This window comes from Paeniglutamicibacter sp., from assembly GCF_046714615.1.
Taxonomy (GTDB): domain Bacteria; phylum Actinomycetota; class Actinomycetes; order Actinomycetales; family Micrococcaceae; genus Paeniglutamicibacter.
The window spans coordinates 1-11,940 of record NZ_JBKKAP010000177.1 but is presented as its reverse complement, the minus strand read 5'-3'; the positions used below and the strand labels follow the sequence as shown (position 1 = coordinate 11,940).

Annotated in this window: 12 protein-coding genes; 7 read left to right on the top strand and 5 right to left on the bottom strand. The window is 66.4% G+C overall.

Going from position 1 to position 11,940, the window contains the following annotated elements; translation table 11 throughout:
- Positions 1–4: 4 nt before the first annotated feature.
- The 3 genes from ACLQ7E_RS20685 (at position 5) to hpaD (ending at position 3,378) form a co-directional block, all read left to right on the top strand.
- Positions 5–664, top strand: a complete 660-nt coding sequence (locus ACLQ7E_RS20685) for a GntR family transcriptional regulator (RefSeq protein WP_411734464.1) — start codon at positions 5–7, stop codon at positions 662–664.
- Between the two features lie 61 nt (positions 665–725).
- Positions 726–2,231, top strand: a complete 1,506-nt coding sequence (gene hpaE, locus ACLQ7E_RS20680) for a 5-carboxymethyl-2-hydroxymuconate semialdehyde dehydrogenase (protein WP_411734463.1) — start codon at positions 726–728, stop codon at positions 2,229–2,231.
- A 49-nt stretch (positions 2,232–2,280) separates the two neighbouring features.
- Positions 2,281–3,378, top strand: a complete 1,098-nt coding sequence (hpaD, locus tag ACLQ7E_RS20675) for a 3,4-dihydroxyphenylacetate 2,3-dioxygenase (RefSeq protein ID WP_411734462.1) — start codon at positions 2,281–2,283, stop codon at positions 3,376–3,378.
- 249 nt (positions 3,379–3,627) lie between these two features.
- Here hpaD and ACLQ7E_RS20670 read toward each other — a convergent pair whose 3' ends face one another.
- A complete protein-coding gene (locus ACLQ7E_RS20670) occupies positions 3,628–4,188 on the bottom strand; it encodes a dihydrofolate reductase family protein (protein ID WP_411734461.1) in 561 nt (186 codons plus the stop codon).
- Between the two features lie 466 nt (positions 4,189–4,654).
- Here ACLQ7E_RS20670 and ACLQ7E_RS20665 point away from each other — a divergent pair, with 466 nt between their 5' ends.
- The gene (locus ACLQ7E_RS20665) at positions 4,655–5,359 is read left to right on the top strand and encodes a phosphoribosyltransferase (protein WP_411734460.1); all 705 of its coding nucleotides are present in this window, start codon (positions 4,655–4,657) and stop codon (positions 5,357–5,359) included.
- Between the two features lie 157 nt (positions 5,360–5,516).
- Positions 5,517–5,777, top strand: a complete 261-nt coding sequence (locus ACLQ7E_RS20660) for a GlsB/YeaQ/YmgE family stress response membrane protein (RefSeq protein WP_411734459.1) — start codon at positions 5,517–5,519, stop codon at positions 5,775–5,777.
- Between the two features lie 130 nt (positions 5,778–5,907).
- Here the strand turns inward: ACLQ7E_RS20660 and ACLQ7E_RS20655 are convergent, their stop codons facing one another.
- On the bottom strand, positions 5,908–6,426 hold the full coding sequence (locus tag ACLQ7E_RS20655) for an META domain-containing protein (RefSeq protein WP_411734458.1): 519 nt from the start codon (positions 6,424–6,426) through the stop codon (positions 5,908–5,910).
- A 100-nt stretch (positions 6,427–6,526) separates the two neighbouring features.
- Here ACLQ7E_RS20655 and ACLQ7E_RS20650 point away from each other — a divergent pair, with 100 nt between their 5' ends.
- A complete protein-coding gene (locus ACLQ7E_RS20650; RefSeq protein ID WP_411734457.1) occupies positions 6,527–7,195 on the top strand; it encodes a phosphoribosyltransferase in 669 nt (222 codons plus the stop codon).
- A 129-nt stretch (positions 7,196–7,324) separates the two neighbouring features.
- On the opposite strand, the gene ACLQ7E_RS20645 is transcribed toward ACLQ7E_RS20650, so the two are convergent.
- From ACLQ7E_RS20645 to ACLQ7E_RS20635, 3 genes are all read right to left on the bottom strand, one after another.
- On the bottom strand, positions 7,325–8,695 hold the full coding sequence (locus ACLQ7E_RS20645; RefSeq protein WP_411734456.1) for an MFS transporter: 1,371 nt from the start codon (positions 8,693–8,695) through the stop codon (positions 7,325–7,327).
- A 217-nt stretch (positions 8,696–8,912) separates the two neighbouring features.
- Positions 8,913–10,364 (bottom strand): 4-hydroxyphenylacetate 3-monooxygenase, oxygenase component, encoded by a 1,452-nt coding sequence (gene hpaB / locus ACLQ7E_RS20640; protein WP_411734455.1) that lies wholly within the window; start codon positions 10,362–10,364, stop codon positions 8,913–8,915.
- 92 nt (positions 10,365–10,456) lie between these two features.
- Positions 10,457–10,996, bottom strand: a complete 540-nt coding sequence (locus ACLQ7E_RS20635; protein WP_411734454.1) for a flavin reductase family protein — start codon at positions 10,994–10,996, stop codon at positions 10,457–10,459.
- Positions 10,997–11,177: 181 nt separating this feature from the next.
- On the opposite strand from ACLQ7E_RS20635, the gene ACLQ7E_RS20630 reads away from it, so the two are divergent.
- Positions 11,178–11,894 carry an IclR family transcriptional regulator gene (locus ACLQ7E_RS20630; RefSeq protein WP_411734453.1) on the top strand — a complete coding sequence of 239 codons (717 nt, stop codon included), beginning with the start codon at positions 11,178–11,180 and terminating at the stop codon, positions 11,892–11,894.
- Positions 11,895–11,940: the final 46 nt, after the last annotated feature.

Genomic DNA, 11,940 nt, shown 5'->3' with positions numbered 1-11,940 from the left:
CGTCATGGCCCCCAGCAAATCAGAGTCGGCCTACCGGCTGCTGCACGAGAAGATCACCGAGGGAACCTACTCCCCCGGCTACCGGCTGGTGCTCGGCACCATTGCCGCGGAGCTTGGCTGTTCGGTGGTCCCGGTGCGCGAGGCCATCCGCCGGCTCGAGGCCGAGGGCCTGGTGACCTTCGAACGCAATGTCGGGGCCATGGTGGCCGCTGCCGACACCACCCTCTACCTGCACACCATGCAGACCCTGGCCATCATCGAGGGCGCGGCCACCGCGCTCAGCGCCCCGTTCATCGACGCGGGACAGCTGGCAGCGGCCAGGGCCATCAACCAGGCCATGGCCGAGTTGCTGGTCGACTTCGACGCCCCGCGCTTCACCGAACTGAACAACGAGTTCCACCAGGTGCTCTACCGCAATTGCCCCAATCCGCACATCCTGGATCTGGTGCACCGCGGCTGGAACCGCTTGGCCGTGATGCGCTCCTCCTCCTTCACCCACATTCCGGGCCGGGCCCGGGAATCGGTCAGGGAACACGCCCACCTCCTGGACCTGATCGAGGCCAAGGCCCCGGCCGCCGAGATCGAGCAGACGGCACGGGCCCACCGCACCACCACCCTGAACGCCTATCTCGCGGCGGCCAACCTTCCGGCCTCCCCGCTCTAGGCACCCCCCCATGACACCTCTTCAACACGACGCATTTCCCCACCCAGCAAGGAGCCAGTTCATGAGCAAGCACTTCGTTCCCGAGAACCTTCCCACCCACCTGCAGCACTACATCGGCGGAAAGTTCGTCGACTCCATCGGCGGGGAAACCTTCGAGGTCCTGGACCCGGTAACCAACCAGACCTACGCCACCGCCGCAGCCGGCCAGAAGGCCGACATCGACGCCGCCGTCGCCGCGGCGACCGAGGCCTTCAAGAACGGCCCGTGGCCGACCATGAGCGCCCGGGCACGCGCCAAGGTGCTGTACAAGATCGCCGATGCCGTCGTTGCCCAGGAAGACCGCCTGGCCGAGATGGAAACCTTCGACACCGGCCTGCCGATCACCCAGGCCCGCGGCCAGGCCCAGCGCGCCGCCGAGAACTTCCGCTTCTTCGCCGACCTCATCGTCGCCCAGCACGACACCGCGCTGAAGGTCCCCGGCTCCCAGCTGAACTACGTGAACCGCAAGCCCATCGGCGTCGCCGGGCTCATCACCCCCTGGAACACCCCGTTCATGCTCGAGTCCTGGAAGCTCGCCCCCTCGATCGCCTCGGGCTGCACCGTGGTGCTCAAGCCGGCCGAGTTCACCCCGCTTTCGGCCTCCTTGTGGGCCACCATCTTCAAGGATGCGGGCCTGCCCGACGGCGTCTTCAACCTGGTCAACGGCATCGGCGAGGAAGCCGGCGACGCGCTGGTCAAGCACCCGAAGGTTCCGCTGATCTCCTTCACCGGCGAATCCTCCACCGGCCAGCTGATCTTCCGCAACTGCGCTGAGAACCTCAAGGGCATGTCCATGGAGCTGGGTGGCAAGTCCCCTGCCATCGTCTTCGCCGACGCCGACTTCGACGCAGCCATCGACTCGACCCTCTTCGGCGTCTTCTCGCTGAATGGCGAGCGCTGCACCGCCGGTTCCCGCATCCTGGTCGAACGCCCGATCTACGAGAAGTTCGTCGAGGCCTACGCCGCCCGCGCCAAGAACATCAAGGTCGGCGACCCGCACGACCCGGCCACCCAGGTCGGCGCGCTGGTCCACCCGGAGCACTACGACAAGGTCATGAGCTACGTGGAGATCGGCAAGTCCGAGGCCCGCGTCGTTGCAGGCGGCGGCCGCCCGGAGAACCTGCCCGAGGGCCAGGAAAACGGCTCCTACGTCGCCCCGACCGTGTTCGTTGACGTCGCACCGGATGCCCGGATCTTCCAGGAGGAAATCTTCGGACCCGTAGTGGCAATCACCCCCTTCGACACCGACGAAGAGGCCCTGGAACTGGCGAACAACACCAAGTACGGGCTGGCCGCCTACGTCTGGACCAACGACCTCAAGCGAGCCCACAACTTCGCGCAGGACGTCGAGGCCGGCATGGTCTGGCTCAACTCGCACAACGTGCGCGACCTGCGCTCCCCCTTCGGCGGCGTGAAGGCCTCGGGCCTTGGCCACGAGGGCGGCTACCGCTCGATCGACTTCTACACCGACCAGCAGGCAGTGCACATCACCCTCGGTGAGGTCCACACCCCCAAGTTCGGCGTCTAACAACACCCCCCACCCAGCTTTTCAAGTTTTTTCCGCAAAGGAGCGAATCATGTCCAACGTCATCCCCAAGCCCTCCGTCCCGGCTCCCGATATCCTGCGCTGCGCGTACATGGAAATCGTGGTCACCGACCTGGCCAAGTCCCGTGCGTTCTACGTCGACCTGCTCGGCCTACACGTGTCCTACGAGGACGACAAGCAGATCTACCTGCGTTCCTTCGAGGAGTTCATCCACCACAACCTGGTGCTGACCCTTGGCCCGATCGCCGCGGTGGCAGCATTCTCCTACCGCGTGCGCTCCAACGCCGACGTCGACGCCGCCGAGGCGTACTACAAGGAACTGGGCTGCCGCACCGAGCGCCGCACCGAAGGCTTCGTGCGCGGCATCGGCGACTCCGTCCGCGTCGAGGATCCGCTGGGCTTCCCGTACGAGTTCTTCTTCGAGACCACGCACGTCGAACGCCTGCACCAGCGCTACGACATCTACTCGGCCGGCGAGCTGGTCCGCCTTGACCACTTCAACCAGGTCACCCCCGATGTCCCGCGCGGCCGCAAGTACCTTGAGGACCTGGGCTTCCGCGTCACCGAGGACATCCAGGACGAGGCGGGCGTCACCTACGCCGCATGGATGCACCGCAAGGGCACCGTGCACGACACCGCCCTGACCGGCGGCGACGGACCGCGCATGCACCACGTTGCCTTCTCCACCCACGAGAAGCACAACATCATCCAGATCTGCGACAAGATGGGCGCGCTGCGCATGTCCGACCGCATCGAGCGCGGCCCGGGACGCCACGGCGTCTCCAACGCGTTCTACCTCTACATCCTGGACCCGGATGACCACCGCATCGAGATCTACACGCAGGACTACTACACCGGGGACCCGGACAACCCGGTCATCACCTGGGACGTGCACGACAACCAGCGCCGTGACTGGTGGGGCAACCCGGTTGTCCCGTCCTGGTACACCGAGGCTTCCCTGGTCCTTGACCTTGACGGCAAGCCGCAGGACGTCGTCAAGCGCACCCACTCCTCGGAGATGGAGGTGACCGTCGGTGCCGACGGATTCTCCTACACCCGCGGACCGGGCGATGCGATGACCGGAGACCCGGGCGAGGAAATCGGCTTCAAGATGGGCCACCAGCTCTAGGGGCTTTTCGACCCGCATGCACCTTGGCGCATGAAAAGGGCCGGCGTCCGTTGCATCATCATCCGATGGTGCGCACGGGCGCCGGCCCTTTCTGCGTTCGAGCACCCTGTTGCCACCAGGACACCACACGTGGCTCAAGGGGGTCCTATGGGAATGCCGACTCGCCCTGCCCGCCGGTGCAGGCCTGAGCGTCACGGATTCGCGTGCCAGGACAGCTGCCATGGCCGGGATGCGCGCCGGGAACCGGCGTCATCGCTTCACCGCGTACCGCAGGAAGACCATGCCGTTCCCGAAGCGTCGCTCGTCGAGCAGCTCCAGGGGTTGGCGAATCCCTTCGGGGAACATCCGCTTGCCGCCCCCGACGAGCATCGGTGCAACATAGACCTGGCACTCGTCGATCACGTCCGCCCGCCATGCCGATGCCGCCACGTCGGCCCCGGAAATGCCGAGGTCATGGCCCGCTGACGCCTTGATGGCCCGAACCAGCTCGGGGTCAAAACTTCGCTCAATCCGTGTGCGCTTAGTGGACACCGTCTCCAGCGTGTGCGAGAAGACGACCTTGTCGGCCCCCTGCCAGATCCGGGCGAACTCGGCGTTCCCGGGCGACGCGGCGGCATAGTCGGGATCGGTTTCCCAGCCGGCCATCAATTCGTACATGGTTCGCCCGTACAGGTAGGTGCCCACGTCGCGCTCGGAGACGTTGAGGAAGTCAAGCACCTCCTCGCCCGGGTACGCCCACCCAAAGTCCCCCGACTCGTCGGCTATGTAGCCGTCCAGCGAGGCGAGGAACGTGTAGATCAACTTGGACATGGCGTGCCCTTCGTCAGCGTTTGGATAACCCTCTTGATGGTTCGAAACAGTGCATACCGTCGACCTCACGCTACTCTCCGGTTTCCGCGAAGTCATCGGTTACGACGGGCGAGCGGCTTCCGGCCCCACAGATGCGCAGGGCCCCGCCACAAAGTCAATGTTCCATCTCCTCTCCAGGATCGCTCCGATCGAAGCCGACCCCCATGCGAGCTTGAGGTCGCGAAGGCCTGATTGTCGCAAAGGCCAAGGATCGGCCCCCACGCGAAACGGCCAATATCGGAAGCCAAGGCGCAGGCCGGCCGCAGTGGCCAGCGCGCGCCTGGCGGTCACACCATGTGCGAACCGGTTGAACCGTTCCCCGCGGGATGGCCCACCGCCTACCGTGCCAGGGCTCGAGCCCAACCATCCAGTCTGCCGTGGGAGCCCCGGCCTTCACTCGCGCCGGGAACCCGAGCACACTGGATACATGGGCAGGCATTCGGGAGCGCAGTTCCAGGACCGGGCACAGGCGGGCGCCCTGCTCGGCGAGGTCTTGGCTGCCCGGGGAGTGGACGCCCAATGCGTGGTGCTGGGGTTGCTGCGTGGCGGGGTGCCGGTCGCCGCCGCGCTCGCCCAGCGGCTGGACGCCGAACTCGGTGCCCTTGCGGTGCGCAAGCTCGGCGTACCGGGCCACCAGGAGGTCGCCTTCGGGGCCATCTCCGCTTACCGCTCCCGTCGCGGGAGGTACCTGGTGCCGTGGGTGCACCGGCACGCACTCGATCTGGATCCTGCCGCGGACCTGGCGGATGTGGAAATTCGCGCCGCCGCCGAGCTCGAGCGCTTGGCCGGGCTCTTCGCCGACTTCGCACCGGATCTGTTCGGGCGCAGAGTGGTGCTGTGCGACGACGGACTGGCCACCGGGGCCACCATGCGTGCAGCCGTGGACGTCGTGGCCCAAAACGGTGCCACGGACATCATCGTCGCGGTACCCGTGGCGCCACGGGACCGGGTGCACGCCATGGCGGGGGCCTCGACCCTCGTCGCCCTGTATTCCCCGCGGGATTTTTCCGCCGTCGGCGCACACTACGCCGACTTTTCGCAGGTCGACGAGGAGGAAGTGGAGAAGCTCCTGCGCGAGGCGCGGGATGCGCGGACCTCCCGGGGCGTCGAGGGCAACCACGGTACCGACTAGCAGTGCCTTTCACGCTTCGCGGGTGCCCCGAGGTCTTGGCACCGCGTCCATTGCCTCAGGCGGGATCGAGACGTAAATTGTTCCTCAAACAGGACCACCCGCCGGCCGGGCCCACCGGCCGCAAGCCCGGGTATCCGATGCATCGAAGGGGAATTCGATGGCGTTTTTCGGCTGGATCATCTTGGGGCTCATCGTCGGAGCACTGGTCAAGAACATCCTGCCCGGCCGGGTCAACGGGGGTTGGTTCACCTCTCTGCTCCTGGGAGTGGTGGGCGCCATCGTCGGCGGCTGGCTGGGCAGCCTCATCTTCCACACCGGGCTCGGAGGGTTCTTCAACCTGCGCACCTGGGTGTTTTCCATCCTCGGAGCCGTGGTCGTTGCAGGGATCTACGGGGCCATCCGCCAGCGGCGGGCCTAGCGCCGGCGGCGGAGGGATCGCCCCGGCAAGCCACACAGTGGCGCCGCGGGCTTGAAGTGGCCCCACGGTTCTGCCGGCACTCGGTCCCCCAGCCTCGGACCTCGGACCTGCACGATGTGACGCCAGCCGTTCAGCCTGCAATATTAAGGCGCGGCAGCGAGCCGATGTCCAAGCCGTCCTTGTCGATGACCCTCAGTGTTTCCCCGTCCACCCTCACTTCGGTGGCCCGCGAGAGCCAGGTGTCCATTCCCGGACAGCCAATCAACGTCATGGTCATGTCCCGCAGCTCGAATTCCTGCCCGGATCCCGACCACGTTCCGGTCAGCGAGTTGCACCCGTCGTGACCGTTGAACCGGCCCCCGGGCGCGAACCACAGCACCGGGGACCCCTCGGTGGCGCCGCCCCACTGGCCGATGACCGCGGCATCGGCATCGCTTCGGCTTGTCTCCGGGCTCGCTTTCGACTCCGGGGAGGCAACCGACGGGGTCACCGGCTTCGGGGTGCTGTCTGCCGTGGGTCCCAGGCGGTCAACACGCAGTGACACGGTGGGCTCCGTACTTTCAGTGCCATCGGCGCCGGGACCCGTTGAACATGCGGCCAGCGCAAACGCCACCACCGGAACCAGGATCAGGGCCCAAGGTCGCTTCATGCTCACATGGTAGCCGCAATATTCGGCTATTGGCCTGCAAACAGGCGGAAAATCGTGGCTCCGGCACCTCGCAGGACCGCACTGGTGCAGACTTAGTGACATGACACCCGAACACATTGCCCCCACCCGCTTCTCGGACCGCACGGCCGCAGGCGAATTCCTGGCGATCGACCTGCAGAAGTACGCCCAGGACCCCAACGCGGTGGTCCTTGGACTGTTGCGCGGCGGGATCCCGGTGGCGGCGGAGGTCGCCACGAGGCTGGGGCTTGAAGTCGATGCGCTGGCGGTGCGCCGACTGGTGATGCCCGAACGCACCGACATCGCCTTCGCCGCCATGGCAGCCTACGGGGAGCACACCTCGTTGAAGTACATCGAGGGTGTCTGGGACTCGGCCCAGTTGCGTTTCGACAAGGAAATCCTGGATGCGGTGGAAACCAGGGCGCGTCAGGAGCTGGACGAGCTGCGCGCGTTGCTCGTCGGCGAGAACGTCCTGCCGGTGGCCGGGCGCACCGTCATCCTGGTCGACGAGGGGATGGCCAGCGGCGCGACCATGTTGGCCGCGGTGGAATTGATGCGCGAGGCCGGAGCCGGGCGCATCGTCACGGCGGTTCCGGTCGCCCCGGCGGTGGCCTGCAAGGAGGTTGAGTCGCTGGTTGACGAGTTCATCTGCGCCATCACCCCGCGGGTCTTCCACTCCGTCAGCGCCTTCTACTCGCGCTTCGACTCGCTCGCCGATTACGAGATCCTCGCACTAGTCCCCCGCTCGTAGGCCGGACCGGCGGTTTTCACCTGCCGTCAAGACAAAAACCGGGGCCGACCGGTTCCGCTCCCCAACGAGGGGGAACGGAACCGGTCGGCCCCGTTTTCATGCTGCGCGCCAGCGCGCCGGGACTTTTCGCTAGGCGTGCCGGCCGTGGTGCTTGGCGTCGTGTGCCGCCTGCAGCTCCGGGTCCACGTCCTCGACGTGCAGGTTGTTGCCCTTGGTCTCGCCGACCCAGATGACTGCCGCCATCGAAATGAGGGTGAGCACCATGATGTAGATCGCGATGGGCAGCGACGAGCCGGTGCGCTCGAGCAGGATCTGCGCGACGGTGGAGGCGAACGCGCCACCGAGAATCGCGCCCAGGGCGTATCCGATCGAAATGCCCGAGTAGCGAATGTGCGCCGGGAACATCTCGGCGTACATGGCCGACTGCGGGCCATAGGACAAGCCCAGGCCGACGGTCAGCACGAAGATCGAAACGCCGTAGAGGAAGACGCTGCGGGTGTCGATGATCAGGAACATCGGGATCATCCAGACAAAGACGATGCCGTAACCAATCAGGAAGGTGTTCCGGCGCCCGAGGATATCCGAGAGCCAGCCACCCACCAGCGTGAAGATCAGCCAGCCGACCGAGCCAATGGTGGTGGCCAGGAGCACCGGGGCCGCGGGCATGCCCAACACCTTGGTGGTGTAGGCGATGAAGAACGCGATGACCAGGTAGCCGGCGGCGTTGTTGGAGACGAAGATCAAGGCGGCCTGGATGACTTCCTTGGTGTTGGACTGGAACAGCTGCTTCAGCGGGGTGTGCTCGGAGGCCTTGCGCAGCGCGAGCTGCTTGAAGATCGGGGATTCCTCGACGGCCTTGCGGATCATGTAGCCGACCACGATCAGCACCACCGAGAGCAGGAACGGGATGCGCCAGCCCCAAGCCGCGAACTGCTCTGCGCTCATCGAGGTGCGCAGGAGGTAGAGCATGCCTGTGGCGATGATCATGCCGATCGGGACGCCGATCTGCGGGTAGGCGCCGAAGTAGCCGCGCTTGTTCTCCGGGGCGTGTTCAACGGCCATCAATGCCGCGCCGCCCCATTCGCCGCCGGCGGAGAAGCCCTGGATTATGCGCAGCAACACCAGCAAGAGCGGCGCCCACAGGCCAATGGAGGCATAGGTGGGCAGCAGGCCGATCAGCGCGGTGGCTGCGCCCATCAGGATCAAGGTGGCGACCAGGACGCGCTTGCGTCCGTACTTGTCTCCCAGGTGGCCTGCCACGATGGCGCCCAGCGGGCGGAAGAGGAAGGAGATGCCGATCATGGCGAAGGCAAGGATCTGCGCCAGGCCCGGGTTGGAGTCGCCCAGCGGCTGCAGGAACAACGGGGTCAAAAGCGTTGCCGTGAGCTGGGCAAAGATGAAGAAGTCATACCACTCGATGGTGGTACCAACCAGGGTGCCGGCCAGCACGCGACGTTCCTCGGAACGTTTGCTGCTTGCCGCTAGGGATGGGGAAGCCATGGGAGAACTCCAACGTTCGGCGCTTCGCGCGGTGGACGGGTATCGGCAGATCTACCGACCGTTCGGACGGTAAAGTGCTTCGACAATGGTAACCCATGATCGTGACTTCACTCACATCCAATTGGTCGTCGGATTTTTCCGGCATCGCGCAGGGAACACCGGTCCCGTGCGCCCCGCCAAATGGGGCCCCGGCGCCAGGCGTTGCCGGGAGTGCGCCTCAATCCCCTCGGGCCAGGAATTCGCGCACGCGGGCACGCACCGGCTCGCGGTCGTAGGTGTTGACCATCGCCCCGGCCATGCGCACGGGATCGCCGAAGAAGAAGTACTCGTAGAGGGCCTGGCGGCCGGAGAACCCGGTGATCGAGGCGTCGTAGGCGAGCTTGAAGAGCCGGATCCGCTCGGCCCCCGTCAGGCTCTTGCCCTGCAGGTACGTGGCGATGTCATCGCCCGCGACCTCCAGGTCGCCCTGGCCGGGCAACGCCATCAGCCCGGAGGCACAGAACTTCCGGATGATCTCCGGGAAGCGCTGGGAGATCTTCGGGTACCAGTTGCGGGCGGCGTTCAGCGTTTCCCAGTGCGGCAGCAGCACCCCGTCGACGCTGGGGGCCGCCTGCGCCTCGGCCGCGACGACCAGTGCCTTGCCGATCTCCACATTGCGGATCAGCTCCGCGAGGTCCTCCTGGATGTGCGCGAAGCCGTCGATGCCGATGGCCCCGGCAATCTCCGAGGCCAGGCCCAGGTAGAACTCGGACTTGGCGACGGTGCGGGTGACGACCTGGTGGGTCATCAGCGCCCCGGCACCGGTCTCGGTGTACCAGGCGTTGCACAGTTCCGGGCGGCCAAGCATGAAGATGCGCTCGTTGGGGATGAACACGTTATCGAACACCACCACCGCATCGATCTCGTCGAAGCGTGCCGCCAGCGGCTCGTCGTGCGCGTTCCCGCCGTTGTGCAGCCCGGTGCGGCAGAGGTAGCGCAGCCCGGGCGCGTCGTTGGGCACCGCAACGGCAAAGGAGTAGGGAGCGTCCTCGGGGGTGCCCCGCAGCACGGTGGAGGGGAAGACCAGCAGCTCGTCGGCGATCGGGGCGACGGTGGCGAGCATGCGGGCGCCGCTGATGACGACACCGTCCGGCCGTTCCTCGGTGATGCGCGCGGTGAGCTGTCCGCCCATCTGCTCGGAGCCGGAGACGGATCGGTTGACCTGCGGCGGGATCAGGGTGTGCGTGGCCAGCAGGTCGTTCTCGCGGGCGAACTCGTAGTAGGCCTCGATACGCTCGCCGAACACCGGGTCCGCCTGGGCGAAGAACGTCTTGGCGGTGGCCAGCGCGGTGAGGGCGGAGTTCATGTAGTCGGCGGTGCGGCCCAGGAAACCGTTGGAGTACTCGGCCCAGGTGGCGGTCGCGGCCCGGCGTTGCGCCAGGTCCTGCGGCGTGCGCGGCACCAGGAAGGAGGCGTTGACCCGATCCCCGGTGGTCGGCGAGACATAGGTCAGCGGGTCCCGGTGCCTCGGGTCGTGCTGCAGGTCGAAGAGTTTGGCGTAGGTGAGGGCCAGCTGCCTGAAGGCGGGGTGCTGGGTGAGGTTCTCGGAGACCACCTCCCCGTCGACGACCAGGTGCGGGCGCATTGCGTCCAGCTTGGCCAGGAACTGTGCCCCGGTTCTGATTCCCATGTTCAAGACCCCTTTTGATGCTTGAGCTTCTTCGGTTGCGGCGTTGGTGCGTGTGACGGTTCGGGGCCGCGGTCGGCTGCCTCCGGGATTGGCTAGAGCAGCTCCTCGACACCCAGATGGCGTTCGGGGATGGTGGTGAATGAGGAGTTGGCGAAGGCCAGCGCGTCACCCCGGCGGTAGTTGAAGTCCCTCACCTCCCCCAGGTAGAGCGTGTGGTCCCCGCCGTCGTAGGCGGCCCACGGAGTGCAGGAGAAGTAGGCCAGCACGCCCGCCAGTCGCGGGGCTGTGGCACCCTCGACCCAGACCGGGTCGTGCGAGGGGCGGCCGGCGAAATGCAGGGCGAGGTCCTTTTGCTCGGCACCGAGGATGTTCACGGTGAACGGCCGGTTGGCCATCTCGTCGTGGGCCTTGGTGGACCGGGCAATGGACACCAGCACCAGCGGAGGGTCCATGGAGACAGAGGTGAACGAGTTCACCGTGATGCCGTGGCGCTTGCTTTGGCCGTCAAATGTCACAATGGCCACGCCGGTGGCAAACCGCCCCAGGCTGCCGCGGAAATGTGGCAACGTGAAGGCATCGATCCGGCGCGGAACGCCGCCCTCGGCAATTTCGTCCTTGCCCGGGACGATCATGGCGTGCCCCTGCTTCCCATTCCCACCTGCCCCCTCGCATTCACACGGAAAATGTTCTAATATCGAACAAGCAGTTCCAATAGAGAATTATATTTGCACCATAGCCCAGCACTGGTTGACCCACAACCCCCGCCGGCCTTGCCCTGCAGCGCGAATCCACCGAAGGACGGCACCCGCCCCCATGACCGCCACCAGCACCACCGCCCCGGCATCTCAGACACTTTCCCGCGGCATCCGCATGCTGGAGATCCTTGCCGAGGCCAACGGGCCCAAGACCATTGCCGAGCTCGCCGAGGACCTGGGTGTGCACCGCTCGATCGCCTACCGGATCCTGCGCACCCTGGAATCCCACCGGCTGGTCACCCGCGACGAATCGGGCCGGGTGCATGGCGCCCCGGGGCTTGCAGTGCTGGCCAGCAGCGTGCAGCGGGATTTGCAGAGCGCGGCCCTTCCGGAGTTGACGCTGCTCGCCAACGAGTTGAAGATGTGCGCCTTCATTGCGGTGTGGGACCAGCCCGACTGCACCACGCTGGTCACGGTGGAGCCGCGCCACGTGCACGCCGCGGTGGTGCAGCGCCCGGGCTCCCGCCATCCCTTCGGACACGGCGCCCCGGGCATTGCCATGCAGTCAACGCTCACCGAGGAGCAGTGGAATGCGCTGAACCACGAGACGCCGTACCGGAAGATCGCCTCCGAGGCCCGCGCCCTGGGCTACGCCACCAGCATCGACGAGGTCATTCCGGGGCTTTCCTCGGTGGCGGCGCCCGTCACGGTGCCGGGGCAGCTGCCCGCGGCGGTGGCCGTCGTCTACAGCACCGGGTCCCGGCAAAACGAGGTTGCCGCCATCGGTGAACGGCTGAAGGCCGCCGCCCGCGCCATCGAGGCCGAGCTCGGCTGACACCGAAGGGCATACGACGGCGGGCGGTGGTTCGGAAGGATTTTCC

Excerpts from the sequence above, each read along its gene's own strand:
- ACLQ7E_RS20635 (WP_411734454.1), bottom strand. The coding sequence starts at position 10,996 with ATGATCGTCCCGGGCAAGGACGAAATTGCCGAGGGCGGCGTTCCGCGC.
- hpaB (WP_411734455.1), bottom strand. The coding sequence starts at position 10,364 with ATGGGAATCAGAACCGGGGCACAGTTCCTGGCCAAGCTGGACGCAATG.
- ACLQ7E_RS20655 (WP_411734458.1), bottom strand. The coding sequence starts at position 6,426 with ATGAAGCGACCTTGGGCCCTGATCCTGGTTCCGGTGGTGGCGTTTGCG.
- ACLQ7E_RS20660 (WP_411734459.1), top strand. The coding sequence starts at position 5,517 with ATGGCGTTTTTCGGCTGGATCATCTTGGGGCTCATCGTCGGAGCACTG.
- ACLQ7E_RS20670 (WP_411734461.1), bottom strand. The coding sequence starts at position 4,188 with ATGTCCAAGTTGATCTACACGTTCCTCGCCTCGCTGGACGGCTACATA.
- hpaD (WP_411734462.1), top strand. The coding sequence starts at position 2,281 with ATGTCCAACGTCATCCCCAAGCCCTCCGTCCCGGCTCCCGATATCCTG.
- ACLQ7E_RS20685 (WP_411734464.1), top strand. The coding sequence starts at position 5 with ATGGCCCCCAGCAAATCAGAGTCGGCCTACCGGCTGCTGCACGAGAAG.
- ACLQ7E_RS20630 (WP_411734453.1), top strand. The coding sequence starts at position 11,178 with ATGACCGCCACCAGCACCACCGCCCCGGCATCTCAGACACTTTCCCGC.
- ACLQ7E_RS20650 (WP_411734457.1), top strand. The coding sequence starts at position 6,527 with ATGACACCCGAACACATTGCCCCCACCCGCTTCTCGGACCGCACGGCC.
- hpaE (WP_411734463.1), top strand. The coding sequence starts at position 726 with ATGAGCAAGCACTTCGTTCCCGAGAACCTTCCCACCCACCTGCAGCAC.
- ACLQ7E_RS20645 (WP_411734456.1), bottom strand. The coding sequence starts at position 8,695 with ATGGCTTCCCCATCCCTAGCGGCAAGCAGCAAACGTTCCGAGGAACGT.
- ACLQ7E_RS20665 (WP_411734460.1), top strand. The coding sequence starts at position 4,655 with ATGGGCAGGCATTCGGGAGCGCAGTTCCAGGACCGGGCACAGGCGGGC.